General features: G+C 70.0%; 18 protein-coding genes. 10 read left to right on the plus strand and 8 right to left on the minus strand.

From position 1 onward, the window contains the following. Positions 1–5: 5 nt before the first annotated feature. The 3 genes from KALB_RS47970 to KALB_RS37620 all read right to left on the minus strand — a co-directional run bounded on the left by KALB_RS47970 (position 6) and on the right by KALB_RS37620 (position 2698). Positions 6–164: a hypothetical protein gene (locus KALB_RS47970; protein ID WP_158510881.1), complete on the minus strand. Its 159-nt coding sequence runs from the start codon at positions 162–164 to the stop codon at positions 6–8. Further along, positions 161–1273 (minus strand): Fic family protein, encoded by a 1113-nt coding sequence (locus KALB_RS37615; protein WP_158510882.1) that lies wholly within the window; start codon positions 1271–1273, stop codon positions 161–163. Before KALB_RS37615 ends, KALB_RS47970 begins: the two co-directional genes overlap by 4 nt. Positions 1274–1837: 564 nt before the next feature. Next, positions 1838–2698 carry a helix-turn-helix transcriptional regulator gene (locus KALB_RS37620; protein WP_025360841.1) on the minus strand — a complete coding sequence of 287 codons (861 nt, stop codon included), beginning with the start codon at positions 2696–2698 and terminating at the stop codon, positions 1838–1840. Positions 2699–2785: 87 nt separating this feature from the next. Here KALB_RS37620 and KALB_RS37625 point away from each other — a divergent pair, with 87 nt between their 5' ends. Further along, a complete protein-coding gene (locus KALB_RS37625) occupies positions 2786–3754 on the plus strand; it encodes an aldo/keto reductase (protein ID WP_025360842.1) in 969 nt (322 codons plus the stop codon). 1 nt (position 3755) lies between these two features. Here the strand turns inward: KALB_RS37625 and KALB_RS37630 are convergent, their stop codons facing one another. Next, positions 3756–4529: an SDR family NAD(P)-dependent oxidoreductase gene (locus KALB_RS37630; RefSeq protein WP_025360843.1), complete on the minus strand. Its 774-nt coding sequence runs from the start codon at positions 4527–4529 to the stop codon at positions 3756–3758. Positions 4530–4629: 100 nt separating this feature from the next. On the opposite strand from KALB_RS37630, the gene KALB_RS37635 reads away from it, so the two are divergent. Continuing rightward, entirely contained in the window at positions 4630–7305 is a 2676-nt protein-coding gene (locus KALB_RS37635) for a helix-turn-helix transcriptional regulator (RefSeq protein ID WP_025360844.1), read from the plus strand. On the opposite strand, the gene KALB_RS37640 is transcribed toward KALB_RS37635, so the two are convergent. Continuing rightward, a complete protein-coding gene (locus KALB_RS37640) occupies positions 7268–7933 on the minus strand; it encodes an HAD-IA family hydrolase (protein WP_025360845.1) in 666 nt (221 codons plus the stop codon). The genes KALB_RS37635 and KALB_RS37640 overlap by 38 nt on opposite strands. Next, on the minus strand, positions 7930–8892 hold the full coding sequence (locus KALB_RS37645) for a D-2-hydroxyacid dehydrogenase family protein (protein WP_201772077.1): 963 nt from the start codon (positions 8890–8892) through the stop codon (positions 7930–7932). The genes KALB_RS37640 and KALB_RS37645 overlap by 4 nt, the downstream gene beginning before the upstream one ends. A 111-nt stretch (positions 8893–9003) precedes the next feature. Between KALB_RS37645 and KALB_RS37650 the strand changes: the two genes are divergently transcribed. Together KALB_RS37650 and KALB_RS37655 are read left to right on the plus strand one after the other, a co-directional pair. Continuing rightward, positions 9004–9609 (plus strand): SRPBCC family protein, encoded by a 606-nt coding sequence (locus KALB_RS37650; protein ID WP_025360847.1) that lies wholly within the window; start codon positions 9004–9006, stop codon positions 9607–9609. A gap of 78 nt (positions 9610–9687) precedes the next feature. Beyond that, positions 9688–10395: a Crp/Fnr family transcriptional regulator gene (locus tag KALB_RS37655; protein WP_025360848.1), complete on the plus strand. Its 708-nt coding sequence runs from the start codon at positions 9688–9690 to the stop codon at positions 10393–10395. Between the two features lie 4 nt (positions 10396–10399). Here the strand turns inward: KALB_RS37655 and KALB_RS37660 are convergent, their stop codons facing one another. Next, positions 10400–10921 (minus strand): Pycsar system effector family protein, encoded by a 522-nt coding sequence (locus KALB_RS37660; protein WP_025360849.1) that lies wholly within the window; start codon positions 10919–10921, stop codon positions 10400–10402. A gap of 140 nt (positions 10922–11061) precedes the next feature. Between KALB_RS37660 and KALB_RS37665 the strand changes: the two genes are divergently transcribed. The 4 genes from KALB_RS37665 to KALB_RS37680 all read left to right on the plus strand — a co-directional run bounded on the left by KALB_RS37665 (position 11062) and on the right by KALB_RS37680 (position 16257). Beyond that, positions 11062–11748 carry a Crp/Fnr family transcriptional regulator gene (locus KALB_RS37665; RefSeq protein ID WP_025360850.1) on the plus strand — a complete coding sequence of 229 codons (687 nt, stop codon included), beginning with the start codon at positions 11062–11064 and terminating at the stop codon, positions 11746–11748. Positions 11749–11831: 83 nt separating this feature from the next. Then, on the plus strand, positions 11832–13031 hold the full coding sequence (locus tag KALB_RS44610) for a hypothetical protein (protein WP_025360851.1): 1200 nt from the start codon (positions 11832–11834) through the stop codon (positions 13029–13031). Beyond that, positions 13028–15316: an ATP-binding protein gene (locus tag KALB_RS37675; RefSeq protein WP_025360852.1), complete on the plus strand. Its 2289-nt coding sequence runs from the start codon at positions 13028–13030 to the stop codon at positions 15314–15316. The genes KALB_RS44610 and KALB_RS37675 overlap by 4 nt, the downstream gene beginning before the upstream one ends. Next, on the plus strand, positions 15313–16257 hold the full coding sequence (locus KALB_RS37680) for a hypothetical protein (RefSeq protein WP_025360853.1): 945 nt from the start codon (positions 15313–15315) through the stop codon (positions 16255–16257). Before KALB_RS37675 ends, KALB_RS37680 begins: the two co-directional genes overlap by 4 nt. Positions 16258–16261: 4 nt before the next feature. On the opposite strand, the gene KALB_RS37685 is transcribed toward KALB_RS37680, so the two are convergent. Next, positions 16262–17095 carry an NAD-dependent epimerase/dehydratase family protein gene (locus tag KALB_RS37685; RefSeq protein WP_025360854.1) on the minus strand — a complete coding sequence of 278 codons (834 nt, stop codon included), beginning with the start codon at positions 17093–17095 and terminating at the stop codon, positions 16262–16264. Between KALB_RS37685 and KALB_RS37690 the strand changes: the two genes are divergently transcribed. Both KALB_RS37690 and KALB_RS37695 read left to right on the plus strand, forming a co-directional pair. Next, a complete protein-coding gene (locus KALB_RS37690; protein WP_338033829.1) occupies positions 17094–18044 on the plus strand; it encodes a helix-turn-helix transcriptional regulator in 951 nt (316 codons plus the stop codon). The genes KALB_RS37685 and KALB_RS37690 overlap by 2 nt on opposite strands. A 41-nt stretch (positions 18045–18085) precedes the next feature. Further along, on the plus strand, positions 18086–18883 hold the full coding sequence (locus KALB_RS37695) for a helix-turn-helix transcriptional regulator (RefSeq protein ID WP_025360856.1): 798 nt from the start codon (positions 18086–18088) through the stop codon (positions 18881–18883). The last annotated feature ends 4 nt before the right edge of the window (positions 18884–18887 follow it).

An 18887-nucleotide genomic window follows, 5' to 3' on the forward strand; every position in this document is an offset into this window, starting at 1 on the left:
TGGCGCTACCGCGCACGGAAGTGGTGGGTGACCAGCACCACCAGATTGATCAACACGGCGAGGACCAGCAAATACAACAGCGTGGGACGGGCCGTGCGTGTCAAGCGGTGGCGTCCACGGCGACCGAGGCGGGGCGAGCCGGACAGGCGGAACATGACGGTCATCCTCCGGATAGCGGGCCGAGTGGGCTCTCACCACCGAACTCCGTGAGGTCTTCGAATGCCTCACTGTCCTGTTGCGGTGGTGGCGGGTCGTTCAGGGTGAGCAAGCGCAGGTAGTCGCGCGCCACGTAGACCTTGCCGTAGGTCTTGGCGTCCAGGTTTTCCACGAATCCCTCCTGCAGCAATCGCTTGGTGATCTCCGTGGCCGCCTTGACCGACATGCGGTGGCGCTTGGATATCTGGTTGTTGTTGGTGACCGGATTCGCCAGCAGTCCGGCGAGCACGGCACGGATCGCACCGGTGTTGCGGCTGCTGCCGGGCCGGGCAAGCCTGCGCAACAGGTCGTCCCGGGTGGCTTCCAGCGACCGCACCAGCCGGACCTGGCCAAGGCTCGCCTCGCGCACGCCCTCGGCGAAGAAGACGAGCCAGGGCTCGAAGTCCCCAGTGTCCACCACGCGCCGGATGTGCGTGCGGTACCGGTCCTGGTGCCGGTCCAGCCACACCGAGATGGGCAGGAAGTGACCACGCAGCACACCGGCCCGGCACAGTTCGAGTCCGACGTAGAGCCTGGCGATGTTGCCGTTGCCGAAGCGAAACGGTTGCAGCACCTCCAGTTGGTAGTGCCCGAGCGCAAGCTTGCCGACCAGGGGCAACGTGCACTCACCGACGGCCCAGGTCTCCCACTGCGCTAACGCCGCGGTCATGTCCGGCTGCACGGGACTGGTCAGCAGGACGGCGTCGGCCACCGAGGTGCCCAACCAGCCGGGCTCGTGGCGCATCACGTCATCGACGGCCATGACGGCCTGCTCACCGGCGAACGCTCTGCTGATACCCACGAGCAACTCGATGTCCACCGCGGCACCCGAGCTAACAGCCTCGAAGCCCAACTTGCTGGCTTTCAGGTACGCGTCGAGCACCGGCTCCATGGAGGATTTCGGGTGGACGCCGGGCAGGTCCACGAGCAGCACTTCCAGCAGTCCGGCCTGTTCGGAATCCAGGTGTGCCGAGCTCTGCACCTCACGGATCTGCGTGGCCCGAATCAGAATCCTGGGGTCGGGCAACCGGTGAGCCGCCTCGTCCAGCCTTCCCAGCGCCTGCTCGGCACTGGCCAATTCGCGGTGCGTCCGAGATGCCAGTGCCAGGTCGGAAGGGAGAGGTCGTGGTAGGAACGCGCCTTCAACCAGGCGTTCCTCGGGCATTCGAGGTAGATCGGGCGCCTCGATGGGAAACCACAACCCTGCGGGTGTGGGCGTCCTCTCCTTCATACCGGGAGACTGTACGAACTGACCCAACAGCCGCAAGTATTCAAATGTCGGCCTTCAAGATCAACTCCTCGGCCCAGAGGCGCCAACACCTATCACACAGCGACCAGAGGACTTGGCGGTCCACACCCGCTCACACCCCGAACGACCTGGTCATCCTCGGTTTCAGGACGGCGCCGACCTGGACGGCGAGCACCTCGCTCCCGGCTCACGCGCATTGCGATCAGCAGGGACTTCACCGGCCAAACCCCCAATTGCCCCTGCCCCGCACAACCCCGTCACACGAATGGGCGAGCCCGAATCCGTTGATCGGACAAGCCAGGGGTTGGCAAACTTCGCACAACAACCACACGAGGATTTCACTCGACAGGAACGAACACCTGAAATTCGGGAGATCGGCCCACAACAACCAGGTCAGTGTGCGCCAGCGGACGCGGAGTCGGACCCAGTTGGCTGAACCGGCTCCGCCGCGGTGAGGCTGCCGAGCACGGCGAGCTTCTCGCTCATGACGGATCCGCGTTCGGCGCGGAAGACCTTGAGCAGCAGGTCAGGGGCACCGTTGGGACGCAAGGATTCGTAGTGCAGGTCGAGTTCGCCGACGATCGGGTGCTGCACGCGCAGCAGGCCGGTGGTCTTGTGGCGGACCTCGGCCTTGTCCCAGAGGCGGCGGAACTCCTGGCTGTGCACGGTGAGCTCACCGATGAGCGCCATGAGTTCGGCGTTGTGCGGGTCCTGGCCGGTGAGTGCGCGGAGCCCGGCGACCGAGGAGGCGGCGATCTGCTTCCAGTCGCGGAAGAAGGTGCGTCCGTCAGGGTCGAGGAACAGCAGCCGCATCAGGTTGTCGCTGTGCGGGTGGCCGCCGTACAGGGCTCGGCCGAGTTGGTTGGCGGCGAGCACCTGGTGGCAGTCGTCGAGCAGCACGGCGGGGTGGTTGGTCCACTCCTCGACCAGCTCCAGCAGGTTCGCGCTGATCTGCCGCGGGCTCGTGGCCCCGCGCGGGCCGGGTGTGGCGATGGCGAACAGGTAGCGCTGCGCGTCCTGGCCCAGGCGCAGGATCCGGGCCAGTGCGTTGAGAACGCTGGCGGAGGGGTGCAGCTCGCGACCCTGTTCGAGGCGCGTGTAGTAGTCCACGCTCAACCCGGCGAGGGAGGCGACTTCCTCACGGCGCAGGCCGGGCACGCGTCGGGCGCCGACGCGCGGCAGGCCGAGTTCCTCGGGCTTGACGTGTGCGCGCCTCGCCTTCAGGAAGGCGCCCAGCGCGTTCGGGTCCGGCATGCACCCAATGGTAGGCGCGTTCGCGCTGCTGAGGGTGGCCGTGTCACACCCATGCTGCGCCGTGTGATCAGCACTAGCGTCGGCCGCATGGAGCACATCTCACTCGGTGGCCTGGACGTCTCGCGGATCGGTCTGGGCGCCATGTCGATGTCGGCCTTCTACACGGGCGCGAACAGCGATGACAGCGAGGCGATCCGCACCATCCACACGGCACTGGACCTGGGCGTGACCTTCCTGGACACGGCCGAGATCTACGGGCCGTACCGCAACGAGGAACTGGTCGGCAGGGCGCTGGCCGGTCGCCGGGACGAGGTCGTGCTGGCGACGAAGTTCGGCATGCTCTCGCACCCGGCGGGCGGGCAGTACCGGCTGGACAGCTCGCCGGAGAACATCCGCACGGCGGTGGAGGGCTCGCTGAAACGGCTGGCCACCGACCACATCGACCTGTACTACCAGCACCGCGTGGACCCGAACACGCCGATCGAGGACACGGTTGGCGCGCTGGCGGAACTGGTGCGAGAGGGCAAGATCGGGCACATCGGGCTGTCGGAGGCCGGGGCGGCCACCATTCGCCGGGCGCACGCGGTGCACCCGATCACGGCGGTGCAGACCGAGTACTCGCTGTGGACCCGCGACCCCGAGGCGCAGGTCCTGCCGACGATGCGCGAACTGGGTATCGGCTTCGTGGCGTACTCCCCGCTGGGCCGGGGATTCCTGACCGGCTCGATCCAGTCCAGGGACCAGTTCGCGGACAACGACATCCGGCGCACACACCCGCGGTTCGCGGCGGGCAACTTCGAGCAGAACCTGAACATCGTCGGCGAGGTCGTCGCGGTGGCAGGGGAAGTCGGTGCGAGCCCGGCACAGGTGGCACTGGCCTGGTTGCTGGCGCAGGGCAAGGACATCGCGCCGATCCCCGGTACGAAGCGGGTTTCCCGGGTACAGGAGAACATCGCGGCGGAGTCGGTGCAGCTGACGGAGCAGCAGCTGCACCGGCTCACGGCGCTGGCACCGGCGGTCGGCGACCGGTACGCGGACATGTCGCCGATCGACTGAGTCAGCTCGGGAAGCTCCCGCTGGTGACGTTGACGAAGGTGCCGGTGATCGCGCCCGCGTGGTCGGACGCGAGGAAGGCCGCGGTGGCGGCGACCTGGGCCAGGGTGGGCGAGCGCCGGGTCATGCGCATCTGGTCGAGGTGGCCCAGCAGGCCCTGGAAGGCCGCCTCGTCCATCTGCGGGGCCCCGCTGTGCGCGGCGATCTTCGCCGGGGACAGGGTCTCCGGCAGCCCCGCGGTCCAGATGCCGAGCACCCGCACCCCGGACGGCCCGATCTCGGCAGCGAGGTTGCGCACGAAGGTGTCGGTGGCGGCGTCGGCGGGGCCGGTGCCGCCCATCATCGGGCTGCCGTGCGCGGAGCCGCTGGTGAGCGCCAGGATGACCCCGGAGCCCTGCTTGACCATGTGCCGAGCGGCGGCCCGTGCCGTGATGAAGTTGCTGGTCAGCCGGGTCAGCACGGGTCGGGTGAAGTCGGCGGTGGTCATGTCGGTCAGCGGGATGCCCTGCAGGTCCCCGCCGGAGACCAGGTTGAAGGACACGTCGATGGCACCTGCCGAGTCGGCAACGGACCTGGCGTGCTCGTCCACGGCCTGCTCGTCCAGCGCGTCCAGCACGGCGACCTCGGCGTCGATCTCCTTGGCGACCAGGTCCAGGCCCTCCCGGCTGCGTCCGGCCAGGAACAGCCGCGCGCCCTGGGCGGCGAAGGTCCTCGCCACCGCCGAGCCGATCGAGCCGCCGGCGCCGTAGATGATCACGTTCTTGTCCTGAAGCGACATCTCGTTCTCCTCGGTTCGTGCTGTTGGGGAGAACGCTATGGGCCTCGGCGGCTGACCGAATCAGCATCGGTATCAGTACTCGCCTAGGTATCGTCCCGGCATGTTGCGCGGGCGGCACGAGGAGCAGCGGGCGGTCCGGGCCCTGCTGGACGGGGCGCGGGCGGGGACCAGCGCGGCGCTGGTGCTGCGCGGTGAGCCGGGTATCGGCAAGTCAGCACTGCTGGAGTACGCCGCGGAGCAGGCACGGGACATGCGGGTGCTGCGGGGAACCGGCGTCGAGTCCGAGGCCGAACTGCCCTTCGCGGGACTGCACCTGTTGCTGAGACCGGTGCTGGACCGGGTGGCGGCGCTGCCCGCCCCGCAGCGGCGTGCCCTGTCCGGGGCGTTCGGGCTGGGCACGGGTGGCGGCGACCGGTTCATGATCGGCGCGGGCGTGCTGTCCCTGCTGGCCGAGTTGGCTGTGCGCGAACCGTTGCTGTGCCTGGTGGACGACACGCAGTGGCTGGACCGCGCCTCGGCCGAGGCCCTGTTGTTCGCGGCCCGCAGGCTGGACCGGGAGGGCGTGGCGATCCTGTTCGCGGTCCGCGAGCACGCCGGGGCGCTGGTCAGCGCGGGCATCCCGGAGCTGTGCCTGACCGGGTTGGACGAGCGGAGCGCGGCGGAGTTGCTGGCCGACACCGGGGCGGTGCTGCCGGCGGGCCTGCGCGAGCAGCTCGTGGCCGAGACCGGCGGCAACCCGCTGGCGCTGCGCGAACTGCCCGCGCTGGTGTCCGCGCAGGGCACCCACCTGGGTCCGCTGCCGCTGACCAGCCGGGTGCTCGACGCGTTCCACCACCAGGTCCGCGGCCTGCCCGCGGCGACTCGCACCCTGCTGCTGATCGCCGCCGCCGAGGACACCGGGGACCTGCCCACCCTGTTGCGGGCCGCCGGGGAACTGGGCGTGGGCGCGGCCGACCTGCACCCGGCGGAGGAGCTCGGGCTTATGCGGTTGGAGGGTGGCACGCTGGTGTTCCGCCACCCGCTGATCCGCGCGGCCGTGTACCAGGGCGAGCAGCTGAGCCAGCGCATCGCGGTGCACGGGGCGCTCGCGGCGACGCACCGCGATGTGGACCGCCGGGCCTGGCACCTGGCCGCGGCGGCGACCGGCCCGGACGAGTCGGTGGCGCAAGATCTGGAGGCGGCGGCGAGCCGCGCACTGCTGAGGCAGGGCCACGCGGCGGCGGCAGCGGGCTACGAACGCGCAGCGCAACTGAGCACCGACACGGACAGTGCCATCCGGCGGATCACGCTGGCCTGTGAGGCTGGCGTCCACAGTGGACAGCTGGCTTGGGCGCGGGCGCGAGCGGAGCGGGCCACGCGCGAGGTGACCGCCCCGGGCGTCCGCTCGCGGCTGGCGGAAGTGCGGGCCAGTGCGGACTTCGTGCAGGGCGAGTTGGCGCGGGCGTACGAGCTGTTCGGCGAGAGTGCAGCCACGGCCGAGGACCCGGAGCGGGCGTTCTGGCTGCGGATGCGGGCCCTGCACGCGGTGTGGGCCGGGGGCACCGACCGGCGGCTGATCGCCGAGGCGGTGGACCGGCTCGACGCCCCGGACGGGCCGTTGACCGCGGTGGCCTGGCTGGCCCGCTGGGGCACGGCGGAGGTGCTGGACCGGGACACGAGCGAATTTCCCGCTGTGGAAGGACTTCTGGCGGAGGCGGCAGGTGAGCCGCGCGGCATGGTGGAGGTGGCCAGCCGGGCGTTCACGGCGGCGCGGGACGAGGCGTGCGCGGAGATCGCCGCCGCGCTGGTGGCAGGGGCCCGCACCCGCGGCGAGGTCTTCGCGCTGCCCGCCGGGCTGGGGTTGCTCACCCTGGCCCAGGTGCTGCTCGGTGAGCACCGCGAGGCGCTGGTCAACGGCACCGAGGGCATGCGCATCGCCCGCGACACCGACCAGCCGCTGTGGATCAGCTACTCGGCCGGGGCACTGGCCCTGCTCGCCGCCGTGCAGGGCGACGAGCCGCAGTGCCGCCGCCTTGCCGAGCAGGCCGGGTTGGACGCCTCGGCCACGGCCGGTTCGCGGGCGGGCAGCACCTGGGCGCAGGCCGCGCTCGTGCTGCTGGACCTCGGTCACGGCCGGGTCCAGGACGCCTTCGACCGGGCACTGACCGTCCTCAATGGACCTATTCGGCACCAGGTCGCCGTCGTGCGCTGCGTGCCGGACCTGGTCGAGGCGGCGGTCCGGCTCGGCCGTGCGCAGGACGCCGCCGAACCGCTGGCGCTGTTCGCCAGGTGGGCGAGAACCCTGCGCCAGCCGTGGATCGACGCGCTGCTGGCCCGTTGCCACGCGCTGACCACGTCGGATTCCGAGGCGGAGCAACACTTCCTGCACGCCCTGGAACGGCACGAGCCACGTAGCAGGCCGTTCGAGCGCGCCCGCACCGAGTTGGTCTACGGCGAGTGGCTGCGTCGGTCACGGCGCAAGAACGACGCCCGCGCGCACCTGAACGCGGCATTGCAGGTGTTCGAGGAGCTGGGCTGCACCCCGTGGGCAACCCGAGCCCGCACCGAGTTGGGCGCGTCCGGTGCGACGGTGACGCAGGCAGCCCGCTCGCACGTGTTCGCCGAGCTGACCCCGCAGGAGTTGCAGATCAGCCAGTTGGCCGCACAGGGACTGTCCAATCGGGACATAGCGGCCCAGCTGTTCCTCAGCCCACGCACGGTCGCCTACCACCTCTACAAGGCGTACCCGAAGCTGGGCATCAGCTCCCGTGGCGAGTTGGCCAGCCTGGCACGCTGATCTCCAGCCCGTCCTGCCGCACGGTGACCTGCACCTCGCGGAAGTCCTTGACCCGCACCAGTCCCTCCGCCGCGGCGCCCGCGTTGCCGCCGACCGCCACCACCGAGGCGCCGGCGGCGAGCCCGGCGAGCAGCCCGGCGTCGGCGTCCTCGAACACCAGGGTCTGGCTGGGCGCGACACCCAGCCGCCGCGCGCCGAGCAGGTAGCCCTGCGGATCGGGCTTGCCGAGGCTCACGTCCTCGGCGGTGACTACGGTCGGCGGCAGGTCCAGACCGGCGGCGGCCATCCGGCGCGTGGCCAGTTCGAGGCTCGCCGAGGTCACCAGCGCCCACCGGTCGGCGGGCAGCCGGGCAAGGAGGTCGGCGGCCCCGTGCACCGCGAGGATCCCGTCCAGGTCGGCCAGTTCCTCCTCGTCGATGCGCGCGGTCTCCCCCGCGATGTCGGCCTCATCAGGCAGGTGCTGGCGGATCGTCTCGCTGGAGCGCCTTCCGTGTGCCGAAGCCATGATCTCGGCGAAGTCCAGGTCGTGCCGCCGGGCGAAGCGCCGCCACGCGCGCTCGACCACCGCGGTGGAGTCCACCAGCGTGCCGTCCATGTCGAACAGCAGGGCCTGCACGGAACAGATCACTTGGCGGCTCCCAGCACTCGGATCGGCGCACCAGCGAGGAAGGCTTCGATGTCCTCGACGGCCTCGCGGAAGTACGCGCTGTAGTTGTTCTTCGTCACATAGCCGAGGTGCGGGGTGGCCAGCACAGTGGGCAGGCTGCGCAGCGGGTGGTCCGCGGGCAGCGGCTCGACCTCGAACACGTCCAGCCCGGCCCCGGCGATCCGCCCGGCGCGCAGGGCGTCCACGAGTGCGGCCTGGTCCACGATGGCCGCGCGCGAGGTGTTGACCAGGTACGCGCTCTGTCGCATGTGGACGAACGACTCAGCGTCGACCAGCCCGCGCGTGCGCTCGCCGAGCACGAGGTGGATCGACACGAAGTCGCTGGCGGCGAGCAGTTCCTCCTTGCTGGCGGCCAGCCGGGCGCCCGCGGCGGCGGCCCGGTCCTCGGTGAGGTTCTGGCTCCAGGCCAGCACGTCCATGCCGAAGGCCGCGCCGACCGCGGCCACCCGGGTGCCGATCTTGCCAAGTCCGAGCAGGCCGAGCGTGCTGCCCGCGAGGTCCACGCCCACACTGCTCTGCCACGGGCCGCCCGCACGCAGCGCCGTGCTCTCCGGCACCAGCTTGCGGGCCAGCCCGAGGATCAGCGCCCAGGTCAGCTCCACAGCGGGTTCGGAACGGCTGGCGCTGCCGCACACCACGACGCCCTGCCGCTCGGCGGCGGCGAGGTCGATCGAGGCGTTGCGCATGCCGGAGGTGACGACGAGCCGCAGCCCGGGCAGCCGGGCCAGCAGCGAACCGGTCAGCGGGGTGCGCTCGCGCATGACCACCAGGACCTCGACCCCGCTCAGGGCCTCGACCAGCGCGTCCTCGCTGTCCAGGTGCTCGCGGAGGACCGTCACCTCCACCCGCTCGGCCAGCCTCGACCAGTCGGCCATGGCCAGGGCGACGTCCTGGTAGTCGTCCAGCACGACGCAGCGCAGCATCGGGTCCCCTCTCCCCTGCGATCACCGCGATCCTCGCACATGCTGTGAGCACCGGGGATGCGCGCGTTCGGCGTGCACTGGAATCGGCAGCTGCGGAAGAGGGAAGCAATGATCGACATCCAGCGGGAGCTGGCGGAGGCACACCGCCAGGTGACGGCGGACCCGGGCGGGACGGTCAGCGTGGTGATCACTCGCGAGTACCGGGCCGGGCAGGCCGGGGTCTGGAACGCGCTGACCGACCCCGAGCGGCTGCGGCGCTGGTTCCTGCCGATCAGCGGGGACCTGCGGGTGGGCGGCAGCTTCCAACTGGAGGGCAACGCGGGCGGCGAGATCCGTCGCTGCGAGCGGCCCGAGCTGCTGGAGGTGACCTACGGCGGGCCGACCAGCGTGGTGCGGGTGCGGTTGCGGGCCACCGGCGAGGAGCGGACCGAACTGGTGCTGGAGCACACCGTGCCGGTGGAGCTCGCGGGCAGCCCGGCGGGCTCGCTCTACGTGGGGCCTGGCTGGGACGGCGCGTTCCTCACACTGGGCCAGTACTTCGCGGGCACCCTGCCCGAGGACCCGTTCGCCGCTGCCGCCACGCTGGAGGGCCAGGAGTTCTCCAAGCGGTCGGTGCAGCTGTGGGTGGCGGCGGCCACGGGCACCGCGACGCTGGAGGAGATCGCCGCGGCGGCCGAGGCCGCGCTCGGGCAGTACGCACCCGACCTGAGCTGACAGACACGCCCGCACGGCGCATTGACGTCGAGGTCGATCACCTGCAGTGTCGAGTGGGCGACTGGTCAGGTGGTGCACATGGGCGGTGGTGGCAGCCAGGTCGGATCCTGGCCCGGAGGTAGCTTGCTCGCCCAGCTCTCCCCGGCCGCCAGCACCGAGTTCCTCGCGCTGGGAACCGCACGGGTGGTCACGGCGAACACAGTCCTGCTACACGAGGGCGAGCGGTCCAACCACGTCCTGCTGCTGGTGAACGGGTGTGTGAAGGTGACGGCCGCCGCGCAGGACGGTCGGGTGGCCCTGCTCGCCATCCGGGTCGGTGGTGACCTCGTGGGTGAACTCGGCAGCCTGGACGACCAGCCTCGCTCGGCGACCGTCACCACGGTGGGCAAGGTCTGGCTGCGGGTGATCACGCAGGCCTCCTTCCACGAGTTCCTGGCTCGCCGCTCCGACGCCGCTCTCGCCATCAGCAAAAGCGTGGCCACGAAGCTGCGTTGGGCCACACGGCGCCGGGTGGACTTCAGTGGTTGTGAGGTCAGGGTCCGGTTGGCCCGCGTGCTGGTCGAACTCGCCGAGGGGTACGGGCGCACCACCTCAGACGGTGTGGTGATCGGCGTGTCGCTCACTCAACCCGAACTGGCCGCGCTGGTGGGCGCAGCGGAACCAACCGTGCACAAGGCGCTGGCTGCGCTGCGCCACGACGAGGTGTTGTCCACCGGTTACCGGCGCACGACCATCCGGGACTACCCAGCCCTGCGCGCCATGGCCGGCGTGGACCTCGCGTCCTGATGGCTCACCGGGAAACCAAGAACGCCACGAGCATGACCAGGGAGCTGAAGTACGCGCCCGCGGTCCACAGCAGGCCCCAGCGCACATGACGATTCTTGGCCATCGCCAACCGTGCGAGCACGCGCGCCAAGCGAAGCGCGTCTTCGCGCTGGGCGGCGACCGGTTCCGGCACCCAGCAGGTCGCGCTGGGGTGGACCGCCACGCTGGGGAAGGCGAATCTGTTCGGGTGCTCGGGAATGCCCGTGCGCGGTGTGAGCCCGCGGAACAGGTGCAGTCCGGCCGCGGCGTTGGACAGCACGAACGCGCAAAGCGCCACGATCACCAACGCGTTGTCGGTGACCCCGTAGGCGGGTTTGGCGAACAGGGCGAGCTGCGCGGCGACGAAGGCCGCGAGCGTGCCGAGCAAAGCGGCGATGGTGCGGATCTTGTCGTCAGCGTGTTGCACAGCTCCCTGGAACGAGGCGACGGTGGTCAGCGCCACTCCGAGGCCCTCGTCGGTGCCGTGTTCGGGCTGTGCTGCGGTCATGTCCCTGCTCCTCACTGGCGTCGAGGAACTCAGACTGCGGCGAGCGCCTGCCGCACAACAGGTGGAAATACGGCTTCTGCCACGGCGAATCCCGTCCTAGTACCGGTTCCGCGGCGCCCGCCTGTGCGGAACTCGTAGACGTGGGAGGCACCTCGTACCGGCAGTGGCCGGCAGACAGCCTGCTCGGCCGCACTCACGACCGGATCCGGCAGGCCCTGCTCGGCCTGGGCACCCCGGTCAGGTACCGGTCGAGGCAGACGGTGATCAGGCAGGGTGAGGAAGGACTGTTCACTGTCCTGCTGCTGTCGGGCTGTGTGAAGGTCGTCGTCAACACGGAGTTCGGACAGGACGTGCTGCTCGCGGTGCGGGGTGCGGGCGACCTGTGCGGGGAGATGGCGGTGCTGGAGGCCCGCCGCCGGTCGGCCAACGTGATCGCCTGCGTACCGGTGCACGCCCGACTGATCCACAGCAAGCAGCTCGTGGACTTCCTGGAGCACACCCCGGAGGCGGGTGTGGCACTGGCCAGAGCGGTGAGCGAACGCCTGCGGTGGGCCAACGATCGACGCGCGGAGTTCGTCGCCTGTCCGGCTCCGATCCGCGTGGCGCGAGTAGTGATCGAGATCAACAGAAAGCATGGGCACTCGCCTGTGCCGCTGAGCCAGGCGGAGATCGCCTCGCTGGCCGGCGTCGCTCCGCGCACCGCGGAGAAGGCGCTTCAGACGATGCAACGAGCCGGGCTGGTGCACCGGTCCTATCGACGGACGGTAGTCACCGACATGGAGCGGTTACGCCGATTCGCCGAGATTTCGGCCGAGATCCCGTACTAGTACGGGGTCCGCTTCGGGGAAGTGCCACACAGTGAACGCCATCGAACCGAGGGTGCTCGGTGGCCACTACCAGGAGGGACGCTTTGTCACGCACCAAGGGCTTCAGGTGGAACTTCTTCCTGGCGGTGGACGCGTCGCGCTACAGCCAGGGCGACGACCAGCGGCAACACGCGAATCAGCGAGCTCTGCTGGAGGCGCTCAACGACGCGGCCGAGGACGTCGGGCTGGACCGGAGTTGTTGGGAGAAGCAGCAGGCGGGCGACAGTGAGTTCGCCCTGTTGCCGAACGAGGAACCGGCGCCCCTCGTGGTCGACGAGTTCGTGCGAGCCCTCGACGACTGGCTCGAGCGGTACAACGACGGACGAGTGCCCGACGCGAGGTTGCGGTTGCGAGTCGCCATGCACCACGGAGGTGCCACGCCGGCGGACAACGGGTTCGCCGGACGGGAGGTGGTCACCACGCAGCGGTTGCTCGACAGCTCCGAGGTGCGGACCGCGCTGGACCTTGACGAGGACGCCAACCTCTCGCTGATCATCTCCGCGCGGGTCTTCGAGGCTATCGTGCGGCAGCGGCATACCTCCTTGCGCCCTGAGGACTTCGTTCAGGTGCACGTCCGCGACCAGGCCAAGGGGTTCGAGGGCGCGGCCTGGGTCCGCGTACCCCGTGTGGCGCCGGAGCGTCTCGCCCGAGCGTTTCGCGAGCACTCCGAGGCACCGCGCGGTCTCGTGCTGGCGGCGATCGCCGAGGACGTGGACGCCCTGCACGAGGCGGTCAACCTTTCCTTTGCCTCGGTCCAGGGCCAGGTGGACGAGATCGAGGACAGCATCGTCATCGTGGTACCCAACGAATCGCAGTACACCAAGGCCCTCGGTGTCTGTCTGGAGCAACTCCGTGAGCTCCTGGACCAGCCGGTGTACCTCGGCGTCGCGATGAGGGACACAGCTCAGGCCCTCGAGCTCGCCGACTCCGACCTCACCCATCGCACGCTCGACGCGGCGCACTCGAGCCGGCTGGTGGTCAGCGTGTCCGAGCAGGTGTACCAGCAGGTGGTCAGCAAGGGTGGGCGGAAGGTCTCTCCCAATTCGTACGTGCGTGGCGCGGGCGGCTGGGTGCGGGTGCCCGGCTACTCCATGCCGCCGGTCGCGGCCACCTCACCGCGTCGGCGCCACGTCGACCCGCCGCCGTCCGCGCAGGGTGGGCCGCACGTCTACATGAACCGGGCCAAGGTCGGAACACAGGTGTTCGGCACGATGAACCAGTACGGCACCGGTGAGGCCCGATGAGCGGCGAGGAGAGCGCACCCAGCACGCCCGCGGCCTCCAGCGAGCCCGCGCCCGAGTCAGGGCAGCAGAAGGCCGCGGCCGAGGGCGCTCAGCAGAGCGGCAACGACAACAGGACGGGGGATTGGACGGAGAACCCCCTCGGACAGGACGACTGGGCGTTCAAGGACGCCTACCGTCGCGGACAACGCAACCTGAGCACCGACGGGCCGATGGCCTTCCTGCGCGAGTCGATCATCCACGAGCAGCACATCGGGGACCGCTACGAATTCTCGGTGGGCCAAGGACTGGCACTGAGCTCGGGTTCCGTGCGCGAGGAAGTGCTCGAGTGGGTACGAGCGCGGTACGTTCCCGTGCCCGGCTACGACCTGATGCGCTCAACTCTGTCCGACCGCAGCCTGATCGTCCTGCACGGCTTGCCCGGAACCGGACGCGCCACCACGGCATTGCGGCTGCTGGACGAATCCGCCGACGGCAAGGTGTACCGACTTGATTCGAGACAGAGCATCACAGCGCTCACCGACAAGCACGTCGAACAGGGGCGGGGATACGTCGCAGAACTTCTCGACCGCTCCGCCGCACCGCCGACCGAGGCGCAGTTGGACATGGTACGAGACCTGCTGCAGAAGCACTCGTGCACCTGCGTGCTGATCATCGAGACCGACCGGCTCCGCGGGGACGCACTCGGCGGTTACGCGATCGAGTGTCCGCCGCCCGACGGCGACGCGTTGCTGCGCAGCCACATCGGTGAGGAAGTGCGAGAGGATGACGAAGAGGGCGTGGAGGACCTGCTCACCGCGATGGCGGAAACGCCACGACTGCTGGCGGCGCGCGGTCCGGCTCCACGGCCCAGTGAGACGGTGCAGATGGCCAAGCTGCTCGCCGAGTTCGGGCGCAGGGAAATCGACCTCGCGGGGCTGGAGCGACAGGCAGCGCTCGCAGTGCACGACCAGGTACGCGAGTGGTTCGCAGTGCTGGTCGTTCCTGGACAGGTGGACGACCAGTTAGACGCACTGCGCCTGGCCGCGTTCCGCATCTCGCTCGCCGTGCTCAACGAGACTTCGTACGACATCGTCTCCCACTGGGGTGAAAAGCTCGCAAACCTGTTCATGGAGGTGGTCTCCACTCAGACCGCTCCACAGCGGAGGTCGGCGTTCACCGGGGACCAGGAATACCAACTCGCCGCATCACGCGCAGGCATCGTCGACGGCGAACTCTGCATCGGGCACGTCCGCGTGCCTCAGGACTTGGTCTGCTTCCACGACGACCGCTTCCCCGTAGTGTTGCTCAGCTACGTGTGGCAGAAGCACCACGAGGTGCACAACGCGCTGATCACCTGGCTGCTGGAACTGAGCAAGCACCCGCAATCGATGATCTGGGTGCGCGCTGCGCAGAGCGCCGGATTGTTCTGCGCGCTGGACTTCCACTCCGCATTCGACAAGATGATCCAACGAGGTGCGCGGGCGAAGGGGAAAAGGCAACACCAGCGCAGACTGTTCGCCGCAGTGGCACTGGACCAGGCAGCACGCGACGAACGGGTGACCGAGGCGGTGCGGGATCGCCTGCGCTACTGGCGGCGCTCCGGCAGGGAGGCTGAGAAGTGGACGGCCGCTGCCGCACTGGGCTACGACCTGGGCCGCAGGTTCCTGGACACGACACTGGACGAGTTGCGCGTTCTGGGCACTCCCTCCGAACAGCGATCAGTGCTCGCCGAGACCGACGACCGTTCTCTGGTGTGGATTTCCGCGTTCAGCCTCGCCAACCTGTTCGCGTTCGGCGAGGTGTTGCCGCTGCTCGATCGCTTGGCGGACTGGACGCTCAGCAAACGCCAGAGTCTGCGCGAACTCGCGTGGTGCACCATCCTGCATCTGATCGACATGCACGGCATCGACCTGGACCTCTTGGCGCACTCGGTCGGCAGGGACGAGCGCCTGATGCCGAGGCACAGGGAACGGTGGCCACTGCTGCTCGCGCTCCAGGACGCCGAGCCCAAGCTGGTCCAACCGATCGCCTACCTACTGCGCTGGGCGTTGCGCGGCAGGCGGGCGGACTACGTCGCGAAGAACCTGTTCGGTCCTTGGATCCGCGCGGGTGAACGCGACCCGGAGTGCCTCGACGCGCTGGTGCGGTTCGTCCCGCACCTGGTCGAACGCGACAACGACGCACGGCTGCTCAACCACCTCATCACCAGGCTGCGCCTGGACTGGTCCGATCCGCTCAGGGATGACGCCGCCGAGTTGCTGCAGGCGGCAGTCAGCAGGTCAACCGCACGGGAGAACGCGCGATGAACGGCGAAGCAATACAGGACGAGCCGAAGACCGAGAGCGAAGGCAAGGGGTCGGAGCCCGTTCGCCCTTCGTACTACACCCCGATCCTCAGCGACCGCCCGGTCGGACGGCTCGAACTGCTCGTCGGCATGCCGCCGGTCAGTTCACGGGTGGCCCGGGTCTTCGTGCTGGACTCGGGAGAGCTGGTGGAGCACTCGGTGCGCCACCAGCCCACCACCCGCGAGCTCCTCCGTCACCGGTTTCGCACGCTGTACGAGGTCGATCTCGCCAAGCACGTGACGCAGATCGAAGCGGAACTGCCAAGCAAAGGGGACATGTTCGCGTTCCGCGCCACGATCGACCTGATCTGGTGCGTGCGCGAAGCCTGCAAGGTGGTCCGGGACGGGATCACGGACATCCGGGAGGCGGTCACCCCGCTGTTGCTGGCCCGCCTGCGCGGAGTGACCCGCAACTACGGAATCGGCGAGTCGGAAGCCGCTGAGGCAGCCGCCAACGAGGCGTTGGGCGACCGGACGCTGGGCACGGAGTTCGGACTCGCCGTGCGCGCCTTCGTCAGGTTGACCATGGACGCCCCCAGCCTGGAACAGGCCGAGACGAACCGGCGGGTTGCGCACTTCCACGCCATCATCAATTCGGGCGACTTCAACCAGTTCGCGCTCCAGTTGGCCATCAGGCCCGACGACATCGGTAGCGTGGTGACTTCACTGTTCAACGGCCGCGACAGCCATCGCAAGGCCCTGTTCGACTTCGTCACCCGACTGCTGGAGTCCGGTGCCCTGGACCGCTGGCAGGTCGACGACCACGTGCGCACCTCCTTGCAGTGGCTGCGGACGTCGATCCACAACGTCCTGTCGGGCACCGACGAATCGCGCCCCTCGGTCTTCGGTGAGAACATCAGGGAACCGGTCGGCGCGAGCCGCAACGGTTCGCACCCGACCTGAGCTCCTACAGGGCGCCCGCTTCCCGCGCCGACCACACCGAGGGGTACAGCGGGCGGAAGCCCAGCTCCGCGCGGATCCTCGTGGTGTCGCTGATGCCGTGCCACGGGTCGGCGGGGTCCGGCGAGCCTTCGGGGAACGGCACACCGTTGAGCGCGTGCAACTCCCAGGCGGTGACGGGCGACTCGTCGGCCACGTTGTAGGTGCGCCCGTCGATGCCGGGGGCGTGCAGCGCGCGCAGCACGGCCTGGGCCACGTCGGTATGGTGCACGGTGTGCAACCGCTTGTGGGACGGCCAGTGGCTGGCCCAGGTGAGGGACTCGGCCAGGTGCGGATCCCCTTCGCCGTAGACGAATGCGAGTCGCAGCACGCGAACACCGGGGTGCAGCTCCAGCAGCGCGCGTTCGGCGGCCGCCTTGCTCACGGGGTAGGCGCCCCACTCCGGCTGCGGGTCCGGCGGGGTGTCCTCCGTGGCGGGCCGCCCGAGCCCGCCCGGGTAGACGAGAGTGGTGCTGGCGAAGACGAACCGGCCGATCCCGGCGTCCAGCGCGGCCCTGCCCAGCAGCAGTGTGGCCTCGTGGTTGGCGCGGTGGACCCGCTCGGCCTCGGGCTCGCGCACGACAGCGGCCAGGTGCACGACGGCGTCGCTGCCTTCGAGCGCGGCCCGGTAGCTGTCGGGGTCGAGCAGGTCGCCGACCACCGGGTGGCCGCCCGCGGCACGCACCCCGTCGGCCTGGGCAGGGTCGCGGACCAGGGCGTGCACCTGGTGCCCGTACGCGTTGAGCCGGGGCAGGGTCCGGCTGCCGACCCGTCCGCTGGCTCCAGTCAGGAAGATCCTCATGCACCGAGCCTGGCCGGGGCGGCTGCGGCGGAGAAGGACCGGCTGGTCCAAGGACTGGCACTCCCTGGCTGGCGCGGGCCGGGACTGGTTGGATCGGGGCATGGACCGAGCCGAGCTCAGCGCGTTCCTGCGCACCCGCCGCGAGCGGCTGGGCCCCGGCACGGTGGGGCTGCCCGACTCGGCCCGCCGCCGCACGCCGGGGCTGCGCCGTGAGGAGGTGGCCCTGCTCGCGGGCATGTCGGCGGACTACTACGCCCGCCTGGAGCAGGCTCGCGGCCCCCGGCCGTCCCGGCAGGTGCTGACCTCGCTGGCCAGGGCGCTGCGGCTGACCGAGGACGAGCGGGACCACCTGTTCCGGCTGGCCGGTGAGCCCGCGCCGGAGCGGACCGCGGTGTCCCGGCACGTGCGGCCCGGGGTGCTGTACCTGCTGGACCGGCTCACCGACAGCGCGGCGATGGTGCTCAGCGAACTCGGTGACGTACTGGCCTGGACTCCGTTGTGCCAGGCGCTGTTCGTGGACTTCAGCGCACTGCCCGTGGAGCAGCGCAACCTGTACCGCATGTTCTTCACCGGGCCCGCGCAGGTGCAGCGCATGGCGCCGGAGGACCGCGAGCGGGCCGCACGCGCGCACGCGGCCGATCTGCGCGCCGTGGCCGCGCGACGCTGCCACGACCCCGCCGTGCGCGCACTGGTCGGGGAGTTGCTGGCGGCGAGTCCGCTGTTCGCGCGGCTGTGGGAGGAGCACGACGTGGCCGTACGGCACCAGGACCGCAAACGCCTGGTGCACCCCGTGGTCGGCGAGTTGTGGCTGGACTGCGAGGTGCTGCTCACCCCGGCGCAGGACCAGCGGCTGGTGCTGCACACGGCGCCGCCGGGTAGCGAGTCGGCGGAGAAGCTGGCGCTGCTACGCGTGATCGGGTTGCAGCAACTCACCCCGAACATGCCATGAAAGTGCCGTATGCGGCATCTAGTGCCGCGAACGGCACTTTCATGGCATCCGAACGGGCCGAGTGGGCGCATGTGCACAGTGAGCCGGGGCGGGCGATGAGCCTGCTCACGGCGAGGTTCGTGCGGCACAGCTTCGCCCCGCACGCGCACGAGGAGTACGCGGTCGGCGTGATGTCGGGTGGGTTGGAGGTGATGCGCTACCGGGGCGGCAACTGCTACGCGGGGCCGGGCAGCCTGGTCGTGCTGGAGCCCGAGGAGACGCACACGAGCGGTCCTGCCGTGCCGGAGGGCTTCGCCTACCGCGCGTTCTACCCGGTGCTGCCCGAACGGCCGCACTTCCGCGAACCCGTGCTGCACGACCCGGAACTGGCCGCGGGGCTGCGCCGACTGCACCACGCGCTCAGCGCGGGCAAGGACGACCTGGAGTCGCAGTCACGGCTCGTCTGGCTGTTCGGCGAACTCGCCCGGCGGCACGCGGTGTCCACAAAGGACGAACCGGTGGCCGCGGGTGTAGCGCCGAGGGTCAAGGCCCTGCTCGGTGACCGACTGGTCGACCCGCCGACCCTGCACGAGCTGGCCCAGGGCCTGGGTTTGTCGCGCTACCAGGTGGTTCGGGCCTTCCGCGAGGCCGTGGGTATCCCGCCGTACGCGTGGCTGGCCCAGCACCGGGTCGCCCGCGCGCGTCGGCTGCTGGACGAGGGCCACCGCCCGGCGCAGGTCGCCGCGCTGGTGGGCTTCGCCGACCAGGCCCACCTCACCCGCTGGTTCCGGCGCGTGACCGGGGTCACGCCGGGCCAGTACCGCAACAGCGTTCAAGACTGGGTGATCCGTTCCCGGTGACGCT

It is taken from the genome of Kutzneria viridogrisea DSM 43870, from assembly GCF_000525635.1.
Lineage (GTDB): Bacteria > Actinomycetota > Actinomycetes > Mycobacteriales > Pseudonocardiaceae > Kutzneria > Kutzneria viridogrisea.